This window comes from Herbiconiux sp. FW305-C-125, from assembly GCF_058783455.1.
The window spans coordinates 133,822-157,130 of record NZ_JBYSYO010000008.1; the positions used below are offsets into that span (position 1 = coordinate 133,822).

Below are 23,309 nucleotides of genomic sequence, written 5' to 3' on the forward strand. Positions count from 1 at the left end.
GAGTGCAGGGTCCATTCCAGCGTAGTCCCCTCGCCCCGAGCACGCATGGCAGGGGCATCCGGGCGCTCAGTCGAGGTCGAGCCGGCGGTCGCCCCGCAGCTCCGCCGCGAGACCGGATGCGGTGCGCCGCGCCTGCTCGACCGTGGCCGCGAGCCCCGTGCCCGACACCCATGCGCCCACCACGTCGAGCCCCGGCACCTCGGCGACGGTCGCCAGCGTCTGGCGCACGCGGGCCTTGTGCCCGACGGTCGCGAACGCGAGCGAGTCGTTCCACGTGGTCGCGTCGAAACCGACCACGTCACCTTCCGACAGCGGCACGCCGAGCAACGCCGAGGCATCCTGCAGCGCCGTCGCCTGGTCGACCCTCGTCGCGTAGACCGCCCCATCAGCAGCGCTCCGTCGGCCGTACGACAATCGCACGACGTGGCGGTGCGCCGGCAACAGCTCGGCGAGCCACCTCCACTTGGCGCTCGAGTGGGTGAGCGCCTTCGCGGCCACGCCCGGCGTTCCCGGGGCGACGAGCACGCCCGTGCCCCGCGGATGCGCGTCGAGCCGCGCCTCGTCGACCACGAGTGTCGCAATGGTGACGGATGCGGGTTCCGGCCACTCGGCGAGCGCCGGCAGCGGGGCGGCGACCCCGGTCGTCGCGGGCAGTTCGGGGTGGGCTGAGTCCTCCGGTCCCGGCCGCCCGGCGCCGGCCGCCTCGAGCAGCGCGAGCCCGCTCCGGAACCCGGTCGCCACCACGACCGCTCGGGCCTGGATTCGTTCAGCGTGCTCCCGATCGCCCCCCGCATCCTCGCCGGTGGCCACTGGCGCGAGTTCGACCAGCCAGTCGCCGTCGTCGCCGACGCGGGTGAGCGACGCGACGCGCGTGGCGGTGCGGAAGCGCACCCCGTAGTAGCGGCAGTCGGCCTCGAGCGCCTCGACCAGTCGGTACATGCCGCCGCGGATGCCCTGCACCTGCGAGCCGGCCGGCGCCTGCTCGCGCAGCGCCATCACGGCGCCGGAGAGCGAACCCTGTGTCGTCATCGCCTGGGTGAGCCCCGGCGCGACGGTGTGCACGTCGACCACGGAGGGGTCGGCCGAGTGCACGCCGGCCACCACCGGGGTGACGAGGCGTTCGAGCACCCGGCTGCCCATTCGGCGGCGCACGATGTCGCCGAGGTCGGTCTCGGCCCGCACGCGCACCAGCGGCATCAGGCGGTCGAGGTAGGCACGGAGCGACCCGCGCCAGCCGATGATGCGGCGCACGTCGTCGGCGAGCGGGACCCCGGGGATGCCGAGCACCCCGGCAGCCGGCAGCGGGGCCGCGTCGCCCGCCCAGGCGACCCACGCGCCGGCCGGGTCGGGAGTGACGATGTCGTCGCCCAGGCCGAGCTCGGTCGCGAGCGCCGCGACCGTGCCCTTGCGCGTGGCGAAGCTCTCCGCACCCGAGTCGAGCGGCACGCCCGCGAGCTCCCGGGTGGCGACGAATCCGCCGAGCGCCGGGCGCTCCTCGACCACCGTCACCGCGTTGCCGAGGTGGGCGAGCTGACGTGCCGCGACCAGCCCGGCGATCCCGCCGCCGATCACCACGACGTCGGCGATCCCCTCCGCCCGAGCGTCGCTGGCATCGGCTCCCGGCTCCGTGCGCACGCCGAACCGCGGAGCTTCGCCGCCCGTCGCATCCGTCATCGCCCGGCCTCCGCCGGCGGCACCGTGCCGGCCTCCGCCTGCGCGTGCACGAGTTCGACGATGCGCGTCAGCACGGCCGGATCGGTCTCGGGCGGCACCCCGTGCCCGAGGTTCAGCACGTGCGCCGGGGCGCTGCGGCCGCGCGCCAGCACATCGAGCACGTGCGCCTCGAGCACCGGCCACGGCGCGGCCAGGAGCGCGGGGTCGACGTTGCCCTGCAGGGTCACGCCGCCCCCGAGCCGGGCCGATGCCTCGTCGAGCGGGATGCGCCAGTCGACCCCCACGACGTCGACCCCGATGTCATGCATGGGCTTCAGCACCTCGCCGCTGCCCACCCCGAAGTGCACGGTCGGCACGTCGAGATCGGCGATCTGCGCGAGGGCCGCCGCCGAGTGCGGCGCCACGCGGCTGACGTAATCGGCCCGCGAGAGCGAACCGACCCAGGAGTCGAAGAGCTGCCCCGCACTCGCCCCGGCGAGGATCTGCGCGCGCAGGAAGCGGCCGGTCACCTCGGCGGCCCAGCCGAGAAGGGCCGCCCAGGCGTCGGGGTCGGCGTGCATGAGGGTGCGGGCGCGGATGTGGTCCTTCGACGGGCCGCCCTCCACGAGGTAGGCGGCGAGCGTGAAGGGTGCGCCGGCGAAGCCGATCAGCGGAGTGGAGCCGAGCGCGGCGACCGTTCGCTCGACCCCGGCGGTGATCGCCGAGAAGTCGGCGGCGGCGGGCGACGGCAGGGCGGCGACGTCGGCGGCGGTGCGGATCGGCGACCCCAGCACCGGCCCCCGCCCCGGCACGATGTCGACGTCCACCCCGGCGAGCCGCAGCGGGATCACGATGTCGCTGAAGAAGATGGCCGCATCCACACCGTGGCGTCGCACCGGCTGCAGGGTGATCTCGCTGGCGAGCTCCGGGTCGAGGCAGGCATCGAGCATCCGCGTGCCCACCCGCAACTCCCGGTACTCGGGCAGCGAGCGGCCCGCCTGCCGCATGAACCAGACCGGCGTCACCGCCCCGCGCTCCCCCCGGTAGGTGGTGATGAGCGGCGCACTCGTGGTGCGCCCGTCGGAGAGCGGATGGGTGGCGGGCAGAGTCACCGAAACATCCTACGGCGGGCGCCTGAGCGGCCGGCCGTGGGCCGCTCGGCTGCCGTACAGCGACCGCCGCCGGAGCGGGCGTAGACTTTATCGGTGCTCATATGCCTGACCGCGAACCACCGCAACGCGAGCTTCGAATTGCTCGAGAAGCTGTCGGTCGGCACCTCCGAAGTGGCCAAGAGCCTGGTCGCCGAGAGCGATTTCGTGCAGGGCGCGGTCGTGCTGGCCACCTGCAACCGCTTCGAGGCCTACCTCGACATCGACGAGCCGCTCACCGCCGGGGTCTCGCTCGCGGTGGAGCAGGCGGCCGAGTCGTTCGGCGCGGCATCCGGAACCGATGTCGGCGAACTCCGCGACTCCCTCACCGTGCTCTGCGGCGACGGCGTGGCCGACCATCTCTTCGCCGTGTCGTCCGGCCTCGAGTCGGTCGTGGTGGGCGAAGACGAGATCGCGGGGCAGGTCAAGCGCGCCTTGAGCACCGCCCGCATCGAGGGCACCACCTCCTCGGATCTGGAGCGGCTGTTCCAGCGCGCCGCCCACACCTCGCGCGGGGTCAAGACGAAGACCGGGCTCGGCGGCGCCGGCCGCTCGCTCGCGCGCCTCGCGCTCGACCTCGCCGAGAGCCGGGTCACCGACTGGGCGCGCACCCGAGTGCTCCTCGTCGGCACCGGCCAGTACGCCCGCGTCACGCTGGCCAACCTGCGCGATCGCGGCGTGACCGACATCCGGGTGTTCTCCCCCTCGGGCCGCGCCGTCACGTTCGCGGCGAAGCAGGGGCTCGTGCCCGTGCCGGCCGAGGGCTACCGTGACGCCATCGCCACCGCCGACGTCGTCATCACCTGCAGCACCGCCGAGACCGTGGTGCTCTCCGCCGCCGACCTCATCGCCGCAGCCGCTGCCCCGGGAGCCTTCGAGCGCCGGCTCATCATCGACCTCGGCCTGCCCCGCAACGTCGACCCCGCCGTCGCGGGCGTCGCGGGTGCCGAACTGCTCGACCTCGAGACCATCAGCCTGCACGCCCCCCTCGACGAACTGAACGCCGAGTCGGATGCGCGAGCCCTGGTCGACGAGGCCGCCGCCGAGTACCGCGCGGGCAAGGCCGAGGCGGAGGTCACCCCCGCCGTCGTCGCCCTGCGGTCGCACCTGTTCGACCTGCTCGACGCCGAGATCGACCGCGCCCGTTCGCGCGGCGACGCCGCACAGACCGAGCGGGCACTGCGGCACCTCGTGGGCGTCATCCTGCACTCCCCGTCGGTGCGTGCCCGAGAGCTCGCCCGCGACGGCCGGGCCGACGAGGTGTTCGCCGCGGTGGAGACGCTGTTCGGCCTGGGCGCAGCATCCGCGGCCGGCGCTGCCGCCGTCGCCCGCGTCGAGGATGCCGCCGGCCCGGTCGACCTCGACGGCTACCGCCGCGCCGAGGGCTGACCCTGACCCCCCGAGCAGCCCGCGCGCAACGCCCCGCCTGCAGGGACCGCGCCCTCCGTGCCCTCCGCCCGCTCCACCGCGGGCACCGCACCCTCCGCCCGCTCCACCGCGGGCACCGCACCCTCCGCCCGCTCCACCGCGGGCATCGCGCCCTCCGCCCGCCGCGCCGCGCCCTCTTCCCCACCTCCGCGCTTCCGGGACCCGCGGTCCCCCTCCCCTTTTCAGGATTTGTGCCGCCATTCAGGCCCGCGCGACCTGAATACGGCGCCGTCCGGCCGAAAGTCCTGAGTTCGCAAAGCGGACGCGCCGCTGCCGCCGGCAGCCCGGATGCTCGGCGCCGGCGCGTGGCCGGGACACGATGACCTCCGCATCCGGCGGCCCCGAGTCAGGCGCAGACAGCGCGGCGGCGCTCCCGACCATCCGCGTCGCCGCCCTCGCGCTCGTGCGCGAGCGCCGCGTGCTCATGGTCACGGCACGGGCGCGCGACGTCTACTACATGCCCGGCGGCAAGATCGACCGCGGCGAGACCGCGGCGGCGGCAGCGGTGCGCGAGGCGCTCGAAGAGGTGAGCATCCGCGTCGAACCGGCGTCTGTTCATCCGCTGTTCACCGTCACCGTGCAGGCCCACGGCGAACCGGAGGGCCGCCTGGTGGAGATGCAGGTGTTCCAGGGCGAGACGACGGATGCGCCCACGCCGTCGAGCGAGGTCGACGCGGTGCACTGGGTCACCTCGGCCGACGCCCACCGCTGCCCGCCGGCGGGTGCCGAGACCCTCCGCCGCCTGCGCGCCCTCGACCTCATCGACTGACCCCGGCGTAACGACGGAGGAGCGGGCGCGATTCGGTGCGTGCATCCGTACTTGCCGTTTCGCGCGCTCATTCTCCGTCGTCGCGGCAACCGGGTACGCGACCCACCGCCCCCGCCCCCGCCCCCGCCAGCCCCGTGCGCTCAGAGCGCCGCGTGCGGCGCCAGCGCATCGAGCACGAGCTCGACGTCGCTGCGCTCGTTCCACACGTGGAACGCCACGCGCACCCGGCCCGCCCGGGCCGACGCGGCGACGCCGGCCGCGGTGAGCGCTGCGAAGGCCAGGCCGTCAGGGTCGGGCCAGCTGACGATCGCGGTGCCGGTGGCCGGCACGTCGAGCCGGCGGCAGAGTTCGTCGGCAAGACCCACGCAGTGCGCGCGCACGGCCTCGAGGTCGGCGGAGGCGAAGAGCTCCACCGCCGGCGCGGTGCCGATCCAGGCCGGCCACGCCGGGGAGACGTCGAAGCGGCGGGCCGAGTCGGCCAGGCGCATCCGTGGGCCGTAGCACGAGCCCCACACGTCGTCGCCGGCGTACCAGCCCGCGTCGACCGGCACGAGCCGCTCGGCAAAGGCGGGGGCGATGGTCATGAACGATGCGCCGCGCGGCGAGCAGAGCCACTTGTAGGCGTGGCAGATGGTGGCGTCGAAGCGCGTGGCGTCGACGGGCATCCAGCCCGCCGCCTGGGTCACGTCGCAGAGGGTCGCGGCGCCGTGTCGCGCAGCAGCGTCGACGACCGCGTCGACGTCGGCGAGCGCTCCGGTCGCCGACTGGACGAGCGAGAACGACACCAGCGTCGTGGACGGACGGATGGCCGCCGCCAGCTCGGCGAGCGGCACGCACCGCACCGAGAGGCGCCCCTGCTCCTCCTGCACGAGGAAGGGGAACACCATCGAGCTGAAGTCGCCCTCGACGACCAGCACTTCCGAGCCCGCCGGCAACGACGCGGCGACCATCGCCGCCGAGACCGACACCTGCGAGCCGACCGCGACCTGATCGGCCGGCACCCCCACCAGTCGCGCGAAAGCCTCCCGCGAACGCTCGACGGCGGTGCCGTACCCGCCCGGGTCGCGGTGCCCTTCACTCCAGCCGGCGAGATCGGCGGCGAGCGCCTGCACCGCCTCTCGCGGCGGCACGCCGATCACACACGACGAGAGGTAGCCCGGCCGCACGTCGAAATGGGCGGCGAGGGCGGCGCGATCGATCACCATGCCCCCATGGTCCTCGCTGGCCATTCATTGAACAACCGCCAGTGTCGGATGCTTCGCATAACACCCGGTTATGGTTGTGCCATGACCCTCTCGCCGCTCGCGAGCACCTTCGACCTCGACTCACCGACTCTGCGCGTCATCGCCGCCATCGCCGAGTACGGCTCGATCACGCGGGCCGCCGCCGTTCTCGGCCTCAGCCAACCCGCCGTGAGCCAACAGTTGCGGCGGGTCGAGGGGCGCATCGGCATGCCGCTGGTCTCCCGCGCGGGCCGCGGCATCCGGCTGACGGATGCGGGTGAGGTGCTCGCACGGCACGCCGGCGTCGTGCTCGCCGCACTCGACTCGGCCGCGGGTGAGCTCTCCGACCTATCCGGGCTGCGGTCGGGCCGGGTGCGGCTCTCGGCGTTCCCGTCGGCGTCGTCGACCATCGTGCCGCAGCTCATCCAGTCGATGGGCGCCGAGCACGCCGGGGTGCAGTTCACCTACCTCGAGGCCGAGCCGCCCGCCGCGGTCGCAGCCGTGCGCGACGGGGTGAGCGACATCGCCATCGCCTTCCACTACCCGGCCGACCGCAACGACCCGTTCCAGGCGAGCTCGGAGGGCCTCGCCGTGCACGAGCTCACGCGCGACGACCTGCTCGTGCTCGTGCCGGAGGGGCACGCGGTACTGGCCGGCGCATCCGATCGCCTCGACTTGGCCGAGCTGCGCGCCGAGAACTGGATCGCCGGCTGCCCGCGCTGCCGCTCGCACCTGCTCGACTCCTGCGCCAGGCGCGGTTTCGCGCCCGCGATCGCCTTCGAGACCGACAACTTCGTGGCGGTCATGAGCATGGTGGCGGCCGGCCTCGGCGTCGCCCTGCTGCCCGGCCTCGCCCGCCGGGCGTCACCCCTGCCCGCGGGCGTCGTGGCGCGACCCACCACGGGCGACGATCACCGGATGATCGTGGCCGTCACCCGCCCGGATGCCCACCACATCCCCGCGGTCGGCGAGACCCTGCGCCTCCTGCGCACCCTCACCTGACCCCGCGACCCGCCCCTTCGCGAAGGGGGCGGGGGCGAGGGGCGGGGGTCAGTACACGTACTCGAGGAAGTCGGTGCCGAGCGTGCGCATCGCATCGAGCACCGAGAGCCGCGCCGGCAGGTCGACGTCGTTGAACCGCATGGTGACGGCATAGGCGACCCCGGCCCGCGGACCGGTCACCACGCCGGCCTCCGAGCGGATGCCGACATCCGTCCCCGTCTTGTTCACCAGCGTGATGCCGTGGTCGGGCCCCGTGTGGGCGAGCGGGTCGAGCCCGAAGGCACCGCCGACCATCGAGAGGTCGGTGCCGAGACTGAGCCACCCCGTGACCAGACGCGAGGTGGTCTCGTCGACCACCTCTCCGCGCACCAGCCGCCGGAACAGCGTGGCGAGCTCGCGCGCCGACCCGACGGAGAGCTGCGGCGCGTCATCCGGCCCCCGCTCGTCGCGCACGATGTCGAGCAGGAGGGTGCGCCGGAGCCCGAGCGACTCGCCGCGGGCACGCACGGCGTCGAGACCGATGCGTCGTAGCAGCACGTTCGTGGCCAGGTTGTCGCTCGTCGCCCCGATCAGCGCCGCGAGGTCGGACACCGGCAGCGCGGGCACCTGCAGGTGCTGCCACAGCCCCGAGTCGCCCACCGCATCCTGCGCGGTGCGGTTGAGGATGCTGAGCGCTTCGGCTCCGGGGGCCGGGCGCACCGAGCGCGAGCGGGCCGTCGCATCGCCCGCATCCGCCCCGCTGCCGGCGCCGGCCAGGCCCCCCGCCGGCTGTGCGCCGTCGCGCGCCGAGATGCGCGCCGCCACCTCGATGAGCAGCAGCACCTTGCCGATCGACGCGGTCGGCACCGACAGGTGGTCGTCGACCGAGAAGAGCACCTTGCCGGTCGAGAGGTCGACGGCGCAGGCCGTGACCTGAACACCCGAGAGCGCCAACTCCGTCAGCGATGCGAAGCCGGCGCGGAAGATGCTGCCCTCGCCGTCGACCGCATCCGACCGGCGGCCGCGCGGGGCGGTCTCCTCCCGCTCGGCGCGCGCCTGCCGACGAGTCGAGTCCGACATGCTCAGCTGCCCCCCTTCGACGTGACTACCAGATGGTCACACGCTCAGCTGGGTCCAACCAGAGACGATCATTTGAATCGACGTCGAACGCCTCGTAGAACTCGTCGATGTTGCGCACGATCTGGTTGCAGCGGAACTCGTTCGGGGAGTGCGGATCGATCGAGAGCAGCCGGATCACCTCGGCATCGCGCGACTTCTGCTGCCAGGCCTGCGCCCAGCTGAGGAAGAAGCGTTGCGCCCCGGTGAGACCGTCGATGACCGGCGGCTCCACCGGGTTTCCGGATGCGTCGCGCAGCGACAGCAGGTACGCCTTCCAGGCGATGCCGAGACCGCCGAGGTCGCCGATGTTCTCGCCGATGGTGAGGGCGCCGTTGACGTGATGGTCGGGCACCTGCACGGGGGCGAGCGCGTCGTACTGCGCGATGAGCGACGAGGTCAGCTTCTCGAACGCCTCACGATCCTCCGCCGTCCACCAGTCGGTGAGCCGCCCGTCGCCGTCGAATCGTGAGCCCTGGTCGTCGAAACCGTGCCCGATCTCGTGCCCGATCACCGCACCGATCGCGCCGTAGTTCGCCGCCGCATCCCGCGTCTCGTCGAAGAAGGGGTACTGCAGGATGGCCGCGGGGAACACGATCTCGTTGAACCCGGGGTTGTAGTAGGCGTTGATGGTCTGCGGCGTCATGAACCACTCGTCGCGGTCGAGCGGCTTGCCGATCTTGCCGACCTCGCGCTGGAACTCGAATTCGCTGGTGGCGCGCACGTTCGCGATGAGGTCGGTGGGGTCGATCACGAGCGTGGAGTAGTCGCGCCACTTCGCCGGGAAGCCGATCTTCGGGGTGAACTTGGCCAGCTTCTCGAGGGCGCGCTCGCGCGTGGCCGGGCTCATCCACTCCAGCGTGGAGATGGATTCGCGGTAGGCCTCGATGAGGTTGGCGACCAGCACGTCCATGGCCGCCTTGGCGGTGGGCGGGAAGAACTTCTCCACGTAGATGCGGCCGACCGCCTCGCCCATCGAGCCTTCGACGAGCGAGACGCCGCGCTTCCAGCGGGCGCGCATGCTCGGCGTGCCGGTGAGGGTGCGCGCGTAGAAGTCGAAGTTCTCTTCGACGAAGGCGCTGGAGAGGTAGGGCGCGAGGCCGTGGATGACCTGCCAAACGAGCCAGTCCTTCCAGCTCTCCAGTGGCGCACCGGTGAGCACGCCGGCCACGCCGGTGATGAAGCTCGGCTCCCGCACGACCAGTTCGTCGAACACGGCGTCGGGGGCGCCGAGAGCGACCCGCCACAGCTCGAACAGCGAGGTGTCGGCGTCGTCATCGTCGTCGGCGTCGTCACCGGCCGCGGCGGGCACGTTCGCCAGGTCGCCGGGCAGATCGAGGAACTCGCCCCAGCTCACGAGGTTGTAGGTGGCCTGCGCGTCGCGGGTGCGCACGTTGTCCCAGTGCTGCTTCGCGATCTCGGTCTCCAGGCCGAACACCCGCTGGGCGCGCCCGGCGGCGTCGTCGAGGCCGGCGAGCCCGAACATCCGCTCGATGTGACCGACGTAGGCCTCGCGCACGCTCTGGAACTTCTCGTCGCGGTAGTAGCTCTCGTCGGGCAGCGAGATGCCGCCCTGCTCAACGAACACGAGGTAGCGCTCGGGGTTGCCCGGATCGTTGTCGACGAACAGCCGCAGCAGCCCTGAGACGCCCTGCCGCTCGAGGCGGCCGAGCACGGTCGCGAGATCGGCGACGTCGTCGATGGTGTCGACGAGCGCGAGCTGCGGGGCCAGCGGGGCTGCGCCCAGCTGCTCGATGCGCTCCTCGTCCATGAAGCTCGTGAACAGGTCGCCGAACTTGCGGGCCTCGGTGCCCTCCGGCGCGCGCTGCGCCTCCTCGACGATGTCGCGCACCGCCTTCTCGGCCTCCTCGGCGAGCACGTAGAACGAGCCGTAGCGCGCCTTGTCCTCCGGGATCTCGGTGCGCGCGATCCACTTGCCGTTGACGTGCCGGAACAGGTCGTCCTGCGCGCGGGTGTCGGGGTCGAGTTCTGCGGTGTCGATGCCTGATTCAGTCACAGGGCAACTCTACGCACCCGCCCCGACACCGCGTCGAGGTTCTGCACGGGCCGCTCTCAGGCGAGCAGTTTGGCCTTCGCGGCCGTGAACTCCTCGTCGGTCAGGATGCCCGCATCCTTCAACCCCGCCAGCTTCTGCAGCTCGGCGATGATGTCGGTGCCGCCGACCGGGGCAGCCGGCGCGGCCGGCGCCGCCGGGGCCGCGGGCTGCTGCGCGGCGACCGCTGCAGCGGCTGCGGCGTTGATCTGGTCCTGCTGCTGCTGGGCGGCGTACTCCTGCTGTTGCTGCTGGTCCTGCGCCTTGGCCTGGGCTCGGCGCTGCATGCCGCCGCTGACGGCGGTGGCGGTTCCGGCGACCACGGCGGTGCGGGCGGCGAGGCCCAGGAGGCCGGGGCGGCCCATTCTTCTCATCATCGGCATGACTGCTGTCCTGTCTTCTCGGGTCGGGGGGACGGGGGTTGGAGACCGCTACTCGGCCGCGATCGCGGCGAGCACCTCGTTCACCACGGGGGCCGGGATGCGCTCGGTGCTCAGCACCTGGCCGCGCCCGGCGAGCTTCTCGGCCAACCGCTTCGCCCAGGTGAGCTCGATCACGAGCAGCGCGGCCGACGAACCGGGCGGGATCTGCTCGGCCAGCTCCTCGACGTCGTCGGCCGAGGCGAGGCCCGTGGCTTCGAGCGCGAAATCGGCGACACCGACGGCGTCTCCCGCATCCTCGAGCTCCAGGATGGTCAGCTCGCCCTCCGGCGAGCGCGTGACGAAGAGCAGGTCGAGCAGCCGCACCGTGCCCGCGTCGACGACGTCGCGGAACGCGTCGACCACCTCGGGGCCGGGCCGCTCCCCCTCGAAGCCCACGAGCAGCAATTCGACCGGACCGTAGGTGAATTCGGGCATGGCGACCTTTCGCGGTGAAGGCAGCTCTCCGGGTGGGCGCCGCTGCGTCATCCGGGCTGACGTTCGGCACGTTACCAGTCCCGCGGGGCCGGAGCCACACCGTGTGGCTGAGAGAGGGCCGCGCGTTCGACCGCGCATAGGCTGGCCCGGTGCAGACGATCGACCGCGACATCCTGCGCCTGGCCGTGCCGGCGCTCGGAGCCCTGGTCGCCGAGCCGCTGTTCCTCCTCACCGACACGGCGCTGGTCGGGCATCTCGGTGAGGATCCGCTCGCCGCGCTCGGCATCGCCGGCACCGTGCTGCAGACGGTGGTGGGGCTGCTCATCTTCCTCGCCTATGCCACCACGCCGGCGGTCGCGCGCCGCCTCGGCGCGGGCGACCGGCCCGGTGCGATCACGGCCGGCATCGACGGGATGTGGCTCGCCCTCGGCGTGGGCGTGCTGCTCGCCCTCGTGGGGTGGCCCCTCGCCGGCATCACCGTTCAGGCCTTCGGCAGCACGGCGGCCGTCGAGGCCGAGGCGACCACCTACCTCACGGTCTCGCTGATCGGTCTGCCGGCGATGCTCCTCGTCATCGCCGCCACCGGCCTCCTCCGCGGGCTGCAGGACACCCGCACCCCGCTCGTGGTCGCCGTCGCGGGATTCGCGGTGAACGCGGGCCTGAACGCCCTCCTCATCTACGGCGCCGGCTGGGGCATCGCGGGCTCGGCGGCCGGCACGGTGATCGCGCAGTGGGCGATGGCCGCGGTGTACGTGGTGATCGCAGTGCGGGCGGCACGCGCATCCGGTGTCTCGCTGCGACCGGGTCTGGACGGCGTGGGCGGTGCCGCGTCGGCGGGCGGCTGGCTCTTCGTGCGCACGGCGAGCCTGCGGGCGGCGCTCGTCGGATCCGTGATCGCGGCGGCATCGCTCGGGGTGACCGAGTTGGCCGCCTTCCAGATCGCCATGACGATCTTCACCACGCTCGCGCTCATCCTCGACGCGCTGGCCATCGCGGGTCAGGCGATGATCGGGCACGGGCTCGGGGCATCCGAGGTCGACCGGGTGCACGCGGTGACCGGGCGGCTGGTGCGCTGGGGCGTGCTCTCCGGTGTGGTGCTCGGCGCTGCGATCGCGGTGGTCGCGCCGCTGCTCGGGCCGGTGTTCAGCCCGAGCGCCGAGGTGCAGCAGGCGCTGACGGTGAGCCTCTGGGTGATGGCGGCCGGCGTGCCGCTCGGCGGATTCGTGTTCGTGCTCGACGGGGTGCTGATCGGGGCCGGGGATGCGCGCTACCTCGCCTTGGCGGGGGTGGTGAACCTCGCGGTGTACGCGCCGCTGCTCGGGTGGGTCGCGCTCGCGCAGCCGGAAGGCGTGACGGGATTGGCGTGGCTCTGGGCAGCGTTCTCGTTCGGGTACCTCGGCGCGCGAGCCGTCACCCTCGGGCTGCGCGCCCGCGGCTCGCGGTGGATCGTGACGGGCGCGGCTATGTGACTCGGTGCTCGGCCAGGTAGGCCCGGATCACGTCCTCGAAGGTGTCCTCCGTAGCCAGGCCGAGGGCGTCGGCACGGGGGGTGACGAACCGGGCCGGCCAGCTGCCGACGATCGCGGTGATGCCGTCGTCGTGGGCCCAGTCGATCAGCGCTTCCGGCCCGGGGCCCGCCACGCTCGCAAGCGCCGCCACCATGTCGCGGGGGGTCGTCGTGAGCGCCGGAAGGTTCATGGCCGTGCGGCTGCCCCAGCGGTCGTCGGCGGTCTCGGCCGCCGCCAGGATGCCGTCGAGGGTGCGGCGGGGGGACGACACGGCGATCGGCGTCTCCGGCGGCACCGGGCACACGGCGCGGAGGCCGGCGAGCGGCTCCCGGATGATGCTCGAGATGAAACTCGAGGCCGCGGCGTTCGGCCGGCCGGGCCGAACCGCCACGGTCATCAGCCGGACGCTCCGGCCGCGCACGAAGCCCTTGCGGGTGTAGTCGGCGACCAGCTGCTCGCCGATGAACTTCTGCACGCCGTAGCTCGACTGCGGTCGCGGCAGCGTGTCGTCGTCGACGGTGCCGATCGGGCCGATCGCCGGATCGCTGCCGAACACCGCGAGCGAGCTGGTGAAGACGAGAACAGGTTGACCCTCCTGGCGGCGGAGGGTCTCGAGCAGCCCGCGCAAGGCGTCGAGGTTGGTGCGCATCCCGAGGTCGAAGTCGCTCTCGGCGGCGCTGCTGACCACACCGGCGAGGTGGAAGACGAGGTCGACCGGCCCGACGTTCGCGGTGAGCGCCTCCAGGTCGCCGACGAGCGCACGCACCCGCGGATCGGCGAGGAGGTCGGTGGGCGGCTCGACGAGGTCGAGCAGCACCAGTTCGCCGAGCTCGGCCGGTGGCGCGCCGGCCGGCGACAGCCGCCCGGCCGCGAGGATGCGCCGCGCCAGTTCCGCGCCGAGGAAGCCGGCCCCGCCGGTGATCGCTACCCGCATGACTGCTCCCTCGTCTCCCCGCCACGTCCGAGCGCCGACAGCACGTCGACGAGCGTCTCACGGCCGCCCACGTTGCCCGGGACGACGACCTGAACCCCGGTGCCGCCCCGGCCCGCCAGGTCCCAGACCGAGATGCCCGCCGCGACCTGGCCGCGCACCCGGGCGCGCGACGCACCGAAGCCGAGCCGGGCCACCTCGGCCGAGGTGATGCCACCCTTCGACACCACCGTTCCGACGTCGCCGATCAGCGCCTCGGTCGCCGCCATGAGCGCGCGCATCACCGTCTCGCCGTGCGCCAGCGTGTCATCCTCCGCCGGGCGCCGGCGCTCGGTCGACACGATGACCGTGCCGGTGCGCTGAAGCTCGGGCCGTGCGATGTCCGCTGCGCGCCGGCCCGCGGCGTCGGGGTCGGCGAAGGCGTCCTCGGTGGGAATCACGACGGCCGCGCTGCCGAGCTCCTGTTCGAGGCGCTCGAGCTGCTCCGTGGCGGCGGCGGTGTGCGAGCCGCAGACCACGAGCACCGGCCGGCCGGGCGTGCCCGCGAGCGGTCGCGGCAGCAATCCGCGGCTCAGCCGGCCGGCGCACACGGCGGCCAACGGGGCGGCGGAGCGCACGACGGTGCGGATGCCCGACCCCAGCGCCTCGAGCAGCCCCGCGTGAATCAGCTCGATGTCTCCGTCGTCGCGCACGTCGGGCACCACGAACTCCCCGGGCCGGGCGTCGCGGAGCGCGTCGGCCACCGCCCGGCCGGCCGTCGCGCGGAGTCGGTCGAGGGGCACCGGGATGGCCCGGCGTGAGCCGTGCTCGCGCACCCAGTCGACGAGGTTCGAGCTCCGGTACCCGAACACCGGGTCGCGGGCGAACTCCGTCTCGGCCACCGGGGTGTCGGTCCCGTCGATCACGACCCGGTGCACCGAGGCGATCGTCGTGCGACCGCCCTCCGGGAAGGCGGGCACGAACAGCACCGGGGCACCTGCCTCCCGAGCACGGCCGGCCCGCGCATCCATTTCGCCTGGCCGCTCAGCGTGGGCTCCGTCGTCGCCGGCGTCGGGTCGCGCGAACACGTCCGTCTCGGCGAACACGTGCCCGCGCAGCGTCGAGTCGCCACGGAGCACCACGAGCACCGGCCCGCCGAGCTCCAGCTCCACCGTCGCGAGCTCGTCACGGATCCCCTGCGCGAGCGTCTTCGCCTGCGCGGCCGGCACCGCACGCGAGTTGGTCTGCAGGTACACCGCGCCCTCGGCGCGGAGCACCTCCACGATGTCCGCCGCGTCCCAGCGCAGGAGCACCGTCACCCCGGTGGCGGACTGGGTGCCGGTCGGGTCGTCGTCGAGCACGAGAGTGAACATCGGTCACACCTTCAGCACATCATTCGGGCGCACCGCCCGCACCTCACCGGAGAAGTGTGCGGCCGCACGGCTCGCAGCGTCGGCCGCGGGCACGGCACCGTCGACGTGGGTGAGCGCGAGGCGTGACACGCCCGCCGCAGCGGCGGTGCGCCCGGCATCCTCCGGCGTGTGGTGCGCGGCGGCCTCCCCCGTCGGCGCGACGTCGTAGCCCGCTTCGACGAGAAGGAGGTCAGCGCCCTCGGCGAGCTCCTCGAGCGAGGTGCAGGGCGCGGAGTCGCCCGAGTAGGCGAGCCGCCCCGACCCGTCGCTCGCCGTCAGCCCGAACGCCGGCACCCCGTGCTGCACCGGCCCCCACGACAGGGCGATCGACCCGACCGTGCGGTCACCCCAACCGCTCATCGCCTGGTGGTCGAACACCGTCGGCAGTTCGGCCACCGCCGAGGGCCCGAGAAAGGCGGCCAGGCGGTCGAGCAGTCCTTCCGGCCCGATGAGGGGAATCGGATGCGCGGGGCGGCGCTCGGCGAACCGCAACGCGTAGTACGCCACCAGCAGGTCGGCGGTGTGGTCGGCGTGGCGGTGGGAGATCCAGATCGCGTCGAGATCGGCGGGGTGCAGGTACCGCTGCAACTCGGCGAGGGTGCCGGTGCCGGCGTCGACCCAGATGCTCGTCGGGCGCTCGCCCGGGGCATCCGACTGCAGGAGGTAGCCGGAGCAGGCGTTGCCCGGTCGCGGGTAGGGGGTCGCGGTGCCGAGCACGGTGAGACGCATCTCCCCATTGTCCCGTGCCGCGGCCGACTCGCGTCGCGGGCGTCTCGTGCCGAGGCCGACCCGTGCCGCCCTCAGGTGCCGACAGGGTCGGCCGTGCCCGTGTCGTGCAGCAGTCCCCCCGCGCGCAGGTGGTCGACGACGTCGACGACCGTGAACGCCAGCGCGAGTGCACCGTCGACGATCGCCGCCTCGGCCGCCGGGCCGATCGCGTCGCTCGTGAACCCGGGCGTGTGGGGCGCCGAGCGGCTGCCCTCGATGGCGATGAGCGGATGGATCGAGGGAACGACGTGGGAGACGTTCCCCATGTCGGTCGAACCGCCGGGCACCCCCGCATACGGCCGGGGCGAACGGCCGAGCGCCTCGAGGCTGCGATCCCAGGCGAGAGCGAGCACGGGGTTCTGCACCATCTCGGCGTACGTGGGTTCTGCCTCCGAAGCGCTCCACGAGCATCCGGTCGCGACTGCTCCGGCTTCGAAGCAGCTCAGGATTCGGCGTCGTGCCCCGTCCACGTCTGCCACCGTGTCTCCGCGCAGCTCGACCCGCACGCGTGTCGACGCGGGGATGATGTTGGTCGCTTCGCCACCCTCAGCGACGAACGCGTTGGTGCGCACCCCATCGGGCAGGTGCTGGCGCAGCAGACCGAGCGCGACCAGCGCGATCGTCGCGGCGTTCGCCGCGTTGACCCCCTCTGGGCTCGGCGCGCCGGCGTGGCCCGAGAGACCCTGGAACGCTACGTCGAAGCGCGCGACCGCCTGGGTGCGCACGTCGCCGCACCGCAGGTCCTCTCCCGGGCCGGCGTGCACCATGAGCGAGAAGTCGACGTCGTCCCAGGCCCCGCGCTCCAGCATGAGCACCTTGCCGCCCCCGTGCTCCTCCGCCGGGGTTCCGAGCAGTCTCAGCCGGATGCCGAGAGCAGCGGCGACGCTCCGCAACGCGATCGCCGCTCCGACGCCGGCAGCAGCGATGACGTTGTGCCCACAGGCATGTCCGATGCCCGGGAGCGCGTCGTACTCGGCGCAGATCGCCACCGTGATGTCCCCCTCGCCGTACTCGGCCAATACCGCCGTCTCGAGCCCGTACGCCCCCGCCTGCACCTCGAAGCCTGCATCGCGCACCGCATCCGCCACGAGAGCGGCCGAGTGATGCTCCTCGAACGCGAGTTCCGGATGCCGATGGATCCCGGCACTCAACTCGACCACGGCTTCGCGCCAGTCGGGGCCCGAAGCGAGCAGAGCGCCACGAACCTCTTCGATGCGGGTCACGCCTGCGCCCGTCATCGCTCTTCGACCGATTCGGCGGCCTGGCGCTCGTCGGCGTCGCGCCGGGGCTCCGCGAGCGGCGCGGCGACCCGGATGCGCAGCCCCACTCCGCCGAGCGCGAGGGCGATGACCAGGCAGATGGCCCAGACCGCGAAGAACGACAGCGGCGTCGATCGCACTCCGGTGCCGGACCCTGCGGCGCCCGTGGTCACGAACAGTGTCATCACGAGGGCGAAGACCGCGCCGGCGGCGGCTCCGGCCGCCGTGCGAGCGGTGTTGAACAGCGCCGATGCGATCCCCACCGAATCCGCGGGCGCGTTCCGCACGACGACCGCCGGTAGCACGGCCAGCAGGACGCCGGCCGACAAGCCGCCCACGGCCATGAACGCGATGAACAGCGGCGCCAGCTGCGCGAAGGCGATCATGAGAGCGAAGCTTGCAGCGGCGACCAGGCCGGCCAGTGCCACGGCGCGTGCCGCCGAGATGCGCTTGGCCAGTCGATCACCCATGAGCGTGCCGAGGAAGGCGGAGAGCGCGTAGAGCACGATGATGGCGCCGGCCGCGGCCGGGGCGATACCGAGGCCGTAGCCATCTCGCACCGGGTCGCCGAGAAGCCAGAGAAAGCTCGCGGTCTGGCCACCGTAGGTCTGCGCTCCGAACAGCACCGAAGCCACGATCGGCAGCCCGATTCCGCCACGCGTGAGCATCGTCAGGTCGACCAGCGGATGCGCGATCCGGCGCTCCACGACCACCCAGAGCACCAGGAGGGCGGCACCGCCGAGAATCAAGGCGATCGTGCGCAGATCACCCCACCCCCAGGTGCCGGCGTTCGAGACCCCGGTGAGCACCCCGAGCAGACCCGCCGTGAGCAGGATGGCCCCGACGATGTCGACGCGCCCGCTGCGGCGGACGAGCGTTTCCGGCACCAGGAGAACGACGACCGGCACGCACAGCAGGATGAAGATCGCGGGAATCAGTAGGACGACCGTGAGGTCGCCGATCGCGCCGAACAGGAGCCCCGACAGAAGGGAGCCGAGCGCGGCCCCGAGGGTGAGGGCACCGACCAGAACCCCGATGCTCCTGCTCGCCCGCTGCTCGTCGCGCGCCCTGACGATGGCGAACTCCAAGGGCAGGAAGGCAGCGAGAGGCGCTTGCAGCGCTCGGCCGAGCAGGAAGATCTCGAAACTGGGCGCGAATGCCACGACGACGGAACCCACCGCGACGAGTGCCGACGCCACGACCAGCAGACGCTTGTGGCCGAACATGTCGCCGAGCTTGGCGAGGATCGGCACGCACGCGACGGTCATCAGCATGTACATCGCGCTCACCCAGTTGAGCGCGCCGGCGCCGACCTCGAACTGCTGGCCGATCGCGGCGAGCAGCGGTGAGAACCAGCCCTGCAGCAGGCCGCTGCCGAGTTCCATGACGACGAGGAAACCGACGACGCCGAATGTCGAACCGGTACGGGAAAGGCGGGGCATACGGTGCTCCTCACGGGATGGGATCGGGATGGGTCATCCTCACCCGTTGCGTCGTCGCTTCACCCTAGAATGCAGATTTATGGACGTCAGCTCGAACTCGCTGCAGGTTATGAGGCTGGGTGAGACCGACAAGCGCCTGATCCAGGCCCTGCAGATCAACCCTCGGGCGCGTTGGTCGGCGCTGGCGCCCATCCTCGGTGTCGACTCGGTGACGCTCGCGCGCCGGTGGGAACGGCTGACCGAGCAGGGTCTTGCGTGGGTGGCAGGTCATCCCGGAGCAGAAGCACGCGGACCGTCGGCGATCCTGGAGGTGGAGGCCGAACCCGGTGCGACACTCGAGATCGCGAACACCCTCGCCGCCGACCCGGAGGCGTTCACGATCGACCACACCGCGGGGGGCCGCGACCTCCTGGTGATCGTCGGCGCAGCCGATCTGGATGCCCTGAGCGACTACATCATGGGCAGGATGCGGCGTCTCGCCGGGGTTCGCGCGACTCGCACCCTCATCCTCTCCTCGCCGTTCACCGACGCCGGGCAATGGCGACTGCGCTCCCTCTCCACCGACGAGGCGAGCGCAGTGGAGCGCACCATCGGTGTGCCGGTCGCGGGACGGGCGAAGGTCGATCCGCAGTTCGAGCACGATCTGGTCGGTCTCCTCGCGCACGACGGACGCGCGTCGGTCACGGCCCTCGCGAAGGAGCTGGGGCTGGGCCAGCGTCGAGTGCGTGAAGCCTTGGCCACGCTGAGCGCCCAGGGGCGGCTGGTCGTTCGCACGGAGGTGGCGCGCATCCACTCGGGGTGGCCGGTGCATGCGTGGTACTTCTTGCGCGTGCCGGCAGCGATGACGGAACGCGTGGGGTCGGCGATGCGACGCCTGAACGAGGTGCGCATGGCTGCGGCGACGATCGGACCGTACAACCTCGTGCTGTCGGTCTGGATGAGAACCCTCGCCGACGTGCAGCGCCTGGAGACTGCGATTGAAGAGAGCGTTCCCGGGGTGAGCATCGCAGACCGATCGGTCGTGCTGCGCAGCCTGAAGAAGGAAGGGCGCTATCTGCACACCGAAGGGCGGGCAACTGGCGTGAGCGTTCCTCTTCCGACGACATTCCTGCACAGTCAGCGTCATTTGTGGCCTGAATCTTCATAACGAAGTCCCCGTCGGGCGCCACTTCTACGGTGGCGCCATGAGCAACGTGCACGCGCCCGTCGGGGTCTTCGACCTGTTCACGGTGGGGATCGGGCCCTCGAGCTCCCACACCGTCGGCCCGATGAAGGCCGCCGCCGCGTTCGCCGGGGCGCTCGAGCAGTCGGGTGCGATCGAACACACCGCAGCGGTGCGGATCGAGATCTTCGGCTCGCTCGCGGCGACGGGGTCCGGGCACGGCACGTTCACCGCCGTGCTGCTCGGCCTCACCGGCGCACGCTCGGACGAGATCACGCCCGAGGAGGTCACCTCCCGCCTCGATGAGATCAGCCGCACCGGCACGGTTCGCCTGGCCGGCCGACAGCCGATCTCCTGCCGGGTGGAGGATTTCGTGTTGAAGCCGCTGACCGTGCATCCGCGGCACCCCAACGCACTGACCTTCACGGCATCCGACTCCCGCGGCCACGAGTTGTCGACACAGACATACCTCTCCGTCGGGGGCGGATTCATCGTGCGCGACGGCGCCGGCACCGCAGCCGCAACGACGCCGGTGCCGTCGGCTCCGCACCCGTTCCGCACCGGCGCGGAGTTGCTCGCCCGATGTGACGACACCGGCCTCTCGGTGAGCGAGCTCATGCGCGCCAACGAGCGTGCCTCCCGCACGGAAGCCGATCTCCGAGACGGCCTCCGGCACATCTGGGAGGTCATGGAGTCGAGCGTGCACTCGGCCATCGGCCGCACCGGCGTGCTGCCGGGGGGTCTCGGCGTTCGCCGTCGTGCGGCTGCGTGGGCAGCCCGTCTGGCCGACGAAGACCCGCACCACGACGGCGAGCACTGGCAACAGCGGGTGAATCTCGTCGCACTCGCCGTCAACGAGGAGAACGCCAGCGGTGGCCGCGTGGTGACGGCCCCGACGAACGGTGCGGCGGGCATCGTTCCCGCGGTGCTGTACTACGCCCTGCACTACACGCCCGCTGCCCGGACGGGCGGAACGGGCATCCGCGACAGCATCGTCGAGCGATTTCTGCTCACCGCGGCCGCCATCGGCACCCTCTACAAGAACAACGCGTCGATCTCCGGCGCCGAGGTGGGCTGTCAGGGCGAAGTGGGGTCGGCGTCATCGATGGCCGCGGCGGGACTGGCCGAGATCCTCGGCGGCACCCCACGCCAGGTCGAGAACGCAGCCGAGATCGCGATGGAGCACAACCTCGGTCTCACCTGCGACCCGATCGGCGGCTTGGTCCAGGTCCCCTGCATCGAACGCAATGCGATCGGCGCCTCGAAGGCCATCAACGCCGCGCGCATGGCGCTGTGGGGCGACGGCGAGCATCGCGTCTCGCTCGATCAGGTGATCGCCACGATGCGCGACACCGGTGCCGACATGAGTCACAAGTACAAGGAGACGGCTCTGGGTGGCCTCGCCGTCAACGTGGTCGAGTGCTGACAAGCGCACACAGAAGAAAGGAAACACCGTGGTGAGACGAACCGTGTTCAGAGGAGGGCGCGTCTTCGACGGCTCGACGACGTCGGAGGTCGACGTGGCGGTCGAAGGAGATCGCATCATCGGCGTGGGGTCGGGACTGGATGGCGACGAGGCGGTCGACTGCACCGGGATGTCGGTGCTTCCGGGTCTGTTCGACTGTCACGTCCATGTCATGGCGCGCGATCTCGACGTCTCCCGCACCGAACTGGAGCCGTTCTCACTGCACTACTACGAAGCCCTGCGCAATCTCTCGCTGCTGCTCGACCAGGGCATCACCTCGGCCCGCGACGCGGCTGGAGCGGATGCCGGTGTCAAGCGGGCGATCGAACAGAACATCATCGAAGGTCCGCGGCTGCAGATCGCACTCGTCATGCTCTCCCAGACCGGGGGACACGGCGATCTGCATCTTCTCTCGGGTGGCAGTCGCTCGATGGCGATGATGCTGCCGAATCCGGGGCGGCCGCGCTCGGTACGAGACGGTCCGGACGACGTGCGTCGCGGTGTCCGCGAGATCCTGCGAGCAGGAGCGGATGCGATCAAAGTCGCCACGACCGGCGGCGTGATGTCGCCCGGCGACGACCCGCGGCACGCCCATTTCCGGGACGAGGAACTCGCGGTGATCGCCGCCGAGGTGGCTGCGGCGGGCACCTACTTCTTCGCGCACGCCCAGGGCACGGAGGGCATCAAGGCGGCGCTCCGCCACGGCGCGCGTTCGATCGAGCACGGTTACCACCTCGACGACGAGGCGATCGATCTCCTGCTGCAGAAGAAGGCCTGGCTGGTGCCGACGCTGTCGGCGACCCAGGCCATCGTGGATGCCGCAGACTGTGGCGTCCCGATCCCGGACGAGAGTCTCGAGCTCGCCCGTGAGGCGCTCGAGGCGCACCGGGCCAGCTTCGCACGGGCCGTCGATGCCGGTGTCTCCGTGGCGATGGGCACCGACTCACCGCCGTACGGGCATCCTGGTGCGAGCAATCTCGACGAACTCCTGCTGATGACCAAGGCGTCATCGATGACACCGGAGCACGCGTGGCGAACGGCCACCGCTAACGCGGCCGAGCTACTCGGCCAGCGCGAGCTCGGCGTCTTCGCGCCCGGGAAGATCGCCGATCTCGTCGTCATCGACGGGCAGCTCGACGACCTGAACGGGTTGCGGGACCGGGTCCGCCACGTCGTGCTCGGCGGCCGCCGGGTTCGCTGAGCAGAGGAGTCCGCTGAGCGGATGGGGGCGGCGCCGAGTGCCGCCCCCATCTTCTGTGTGCGGAGACCTGTCACCACACCTTGCGGTCGCGCGCGTCGGCCACGAGTTCGGGATCGGGGATGAGTGCCTTCGAAGCCACCGTCGCCAACGACTGCTGGGAGAAGTGGAATCCGAAGTCCTCGCTCACGAGCTTCCGCCACGGCCGATTGACGATGTTGTGGGTCGCCCAGCGCGCGAACCTCGGCCGCTTCATGATGTCGCGTGCCAGTTGCCACGCCCTCGGCACGAGTTCTTCCCGCGGCAGCACGTCGCTCACCAGACCGTACTCGAGCGCTTTCGTGGCCGGGATGCTGCCTCCACCGTAGATGGCGTAGGCAGCACGTTTCGTGCCCATCAGGTGCTGCAGGGCGAGTGCGAGACCATCGCCGGGCGCCGTTCCGACCATGAAGTGCGGGTCCATGAAATCGGCGTCTTCCGCCGCGAGGGTCACGTCGCACATGAGCGCGAACTCCGTGTGGATCCCTGGGCCATTGACTGCGGCGATGGTGGGAACATCGATGTTGTTGACGAAGTTCTCGATCAGCTTCCACGCGTCTATCGTCTGCTGGAAGATGTAGTCCGGTGTCTCATCGACGAGCGGCTTCGGCCACGTCTGGCGCGGGTCGCCTCTGAACCAGCTCTCCCCGGTGCCGGTGATGATCAGCACGTGGTTCTCGGGGTCGTTGCCGACGTCCTGCCAGACCCGGTTCCACGCGTTGTGCGCAGCCCAGTTGTGCACATACGGGCCGCCACCGCTGTGAAGGCGCAGCTCGAGGATGCCGTCTTCGCGGCGCATCTCGAAGAAGTCCGCGTAGCGCTTGGAGTATTCGGCGAGCGGTGTGGGCGGGACGTGTCCGTCCCAGCCGAAGCTCGATGTGTCGACCATGGTGAATCCCTTCGCCGGCCGGGCCGGTC

General features: G+C 71.9%; 21 protein-coding genes. 7 read left to right on the forward strand and 14 right to left on the reverse strand.

Annotated elements, in window-relative coordinates:
- Positions 1–66: 66 nt before the first annotated feature.
- Entirely contained in the window at positions 67–1,674 is a 1,608-nt protein-coding gene (locus AC3WLB_RS18240; protein ID WP_492508419.1) for a protoporphyrinogen/coproporphyrinogen oxidase, read from the reverse strand.
- Positions 1,671–2,765 (reverse strand): uroporphyrinogen decarboxylase, encoded by a 1,095-nt coding sequence (gene hemE, locus AC3WLB_RS18245; RefSeq protein WP_492508421.1) that lies wholly within the window; start codon positions 2,763–2,765, stop codon positions 1,671–1,673. Before hemE ends, AC3WLB_RS18240 begins: the two co-directional genes overlap by 4 nt.
- Before the next feature lie 93 nt (positions 2,766–2,858).
- Here hemE and AC3WLB_RS18250 point away from each other — a divergent pair, with 93 nt between their 5' ends.
- The gene (locus AC3WLB_RS18250) at positions 2,859–4,190 is read left to right on the forward strand and encodes a glutamyl-tRNA reductase (protein ID WP_492508423.1); all 1,332 of its coding nucleotides are present in this window, start codon (positions 2,859–2,861) and stop codon (positions 4,188–4,190) included.
- On the opposite strand, the gene AC3WLB_RS18255 is transcribed toward AC3WLB_RS18250, so the two are convergent.
- On the reverse strand, positions 4,169–4,336 hold the full coding sequence (locus tag AC3WLB_RS18255) for a hypothetical protein (protein ID WP_492508425.1): 168 nt from the start codon (positions 4,334–4,336) through the stop codon (positions 4,169–4,171). The genes AC3WLB_RS18250 and AC3WLB_RS18255 overlap by 22 nt on opposite strands.
- Before the next feature lie 212 nt (positions 4,337–4,548).
- On the opposite strand from AC3WLB_RS18255, the gene AC3WLB_RS18260 reads away from it, so the two are divergent.
- Positions 4,549–4,998, forward strand: coding sequence for an NUDIX hydrolase (locus AC3WLB_RS18260; protein ID WP_492508427.1), 450 nt, complete (start codon positions 4,549–4,551; stop codon positions 4,996–4,998).
- Positions 4,999–5,138: 140 nt separating this feature from the next.
- Here the strand turns inward: AC3WLB_RS18260 and AC3WLB_RS18265 are convergent, their stop codons facing one another.
- Entirely contained in the window at positions 5,139–6,203 is a 1,065-nt protein-coding gene (locus AC3WLB_RS18265; protein ID WP_492508429.1) for an aminotransferase class V-fold PLP-dependent enzyme, read from the reverse strand.
- Between the two features lie 81 nt (positions 6,204–6,284).
- On the opposite strand from AC3WLB_RS18265, the gene AC3WLB_RS18270 reads away from it, so the two are divergent.
- Positions 6,285–7,223, forward strand: coding sequence for a LysR family transcriptional regulator (locus AC3WLB_RS18270; protein ID WP_492508431.1), 939 nt, complete (start codon positions 6,285–6,287; stop codon positions 7,221–7,223).
- Between the two features lie 48 nt (positions 7,224–7,271).
- Here the strand turns inward: AC3WLB_RS18270 and AC3WLB_RS18275 are convergent, their stop codons facing one another.
- The 4 genes from AC3WLB_RS18275 to AC3WLB_RS18290 form a co-directional block, all read right to left on the reverse strand.
- Positions 7,272–8,282, reverse strand: a complete 1,011-nt coding sequence (locus AC3WLB_RS18275) for a serine hydrolase (protein ID WP_492508433.1) — start codon at positions 8,280–8,282, stop codon at positions 7,272–7,274.
- 25 nt (positions 8,283–8,307) lie between these two features.
- On the reverse strand, positions 8,308–10,335 hold the full coding sequence (locus AC3WLB_RS18280; protein WP_492508435.1) for a M13 family metallopeptidase: 2,028 nt from the start codon (positions 10,333–10,335) through the stop codon (positions 8,308–8,310).
- A 56-nt stretch (positions 10,336–10,391) separates the two neighbouring features.
- Positions 10,392–10,736, reverse strand: coding sequence for an SHOCT domain-containing protein (locus AC3WLB_RS18285; protein ID WP_492508437.1), 345 nt, complete (start codon positions 10,734–10,736; stop codon positions 10,392–10,394).
- Between the two features lie 66 nt (positions 10,737–10,802).
- On the reverse strand, positions 10,803–11,228 hold the full coding sequence (locus AC3WLB_RS18290; RefSeq protein WP_492508439.1) for a DUF6325 family protein: 426 nt from the start codon (positions 11,226–11,228) through the stop codon (positions 10,803–10,805).
- 149 nt (positions 11,229–11,377) lie between these two features.
- Between AC3WLB_RS18290 and AC3WLB_RS18295 the strand changes: the two genes are divergently transcribed.
- The gene (locus AC3WLB_RS18295) at positions 11,378–12,697 is read left to right on the forward strand and encodes an MATE family efflux transporter (protein WP_492508441.1); all 1,320 of its coding nucleotides are present in this window, start codon (positions 11,378–11,380) and stop codon (positions 12,695–12,697) included.
- Here AC3WLB_RS18295 and denD read toward each other — a convergent pair.
- The 5 genes from denD to AC3WLB_RS18320 all read right to left on the reverse strand — a co-directional run bounded on the left by denD (position 12,690) and on the right by AC3WLB_RS18320 (position 18,527).
- Positions 12,690–13,670 carry a D-erythronate dehydrogenase gene (gene denD / locus AC3WLB_RS18300; RefSeq protein WP_492508443.1) on the reverse strand — a complete coding sequence of 327 codons (981 nt, stop codon included), beginning with the start codon at positions 13,668–13,670 and terminating at the stop codon, positions 12,690–12,692. The two genes, AC3WLB_RS18295 and denD, sit on opposite strands and share 8 nt — an antisense overlap.
- Positions 13,661–15,019 carry a four-carbon acid sugar kinase family protein gene (locus AC3WLB_RS18305; protein ID WP_492508445.1) on the reverse strand — a complete coding sequence of 453 codons (1,359 nt, stop codon included), beginning with the start codon at positions 15,017–15,019 and terminating at the stop codon, positions 13,661–13,663. Before AC3WLB_RS18305 ends, denD begins: the two co-directional genes overlap by 10 nt.
- A gap of 3 nt (positions 15,020–15,022) precedes the next feature.
- Entirely contained in the window at positions 15,023–15,787 is a 765-nt protein-coding gene (locus AC3WLB_RS18310; protein WP_492508447.1) for an MBL fold metallo-hydrolase, read from the reverse strand.
- Between the two features lie 71 nt (positions 15,788–15,858).
- Positions 15,859–17,064, reverse strand: coding sequence for an amidohydrolase (locus tag AC3WLB_RS18315; RefSeq protein ID WP_492508449.1), 1,206 nt, complete (start codon positions 17,062–17,064; stop codon positions 15,859–15,861).
- Positions 17,061–18,527, reverse strand: coding sequence for an MFS transporter (locus AC3WLB_RS18320; RefSeq protein WP_492508451.1), 1,467 nt, complete (start codon positions 18,525–18,527; stop codon positions 17,061–17,063). Before AC3WLB_RS18320 ends, AC3WLB_RS18315 begins: the two co-directional genes overlap by 4 nt.
- Positions 18,528–18,606: 79 nt before the next feature.
- On the opposite strand from AC3WLB_RS18320, the gene AC3WLB_RS18325 reads away from it, so the two are divergent.
- The 3 genes from AC3WLB_RS18325 to AC3WLB_RS18335 are packed head-to-tail and all read left to right on the forward strand — an operon-like array spanning position 18,607 to position 22,355.
- Positions 18,607–19,674, forward strand: coding sequence for an Lrp/AsnC family transcriptional regulator (locus AC3WLB_RS18325; RefSeq protein WP_492508453.1), 1,068 nt, complete (start codon positions 18,607–18,609; stop codon positions 19,672–19,674).
- Positions 19,675–19,711: 37 nt separating this feature from the next.
- Positions 19,712–21,115 carry an L-serine ammonia-lyase gene (locus tag AC3WLB_RS18330; protein WP_492508455.1) on the forward strand — a complete coding sequence of 468 codons (1,404 nt, stop codon included), beginning with the start codon at positions 19,712–19,714 and terminating at the stop codon, positions 21,113–21,115.
- Between the two features lie 28 nt (positions 21,116–21,143).
- Positions 21,144–22,355: a metal-dependent hydrolase family protein gene (locus AC3WLB_RS18335; protein ID WP_492508457.1), complete on the forward strand. Its 1,212-nt coding sequence runs from the start codon at positions 21,144–21,146 to the stop codon at positions 22,353–22,355.
- Positions 22,356–22,425: 70 nt separating this feature from the next.
- Here AC3WLB_RS18335 and AC3WLB_RS18340 read toward each other — a convergent pair whose 3' ends face one another.
- Positions 22,426–23,280, reverse strand: coding sequence for an enoyl-CoA hydratase/isomerase family protein (locus tag AC3WLB_RS18340; RefSeq protein ID WP_022896495.1), 855 nt, complete (start codon positions 23,278–23,280; stop codon positions 22,426–22,428).
- Positions 23,281–23,309 lie beyond the last annotated feature (29 nt).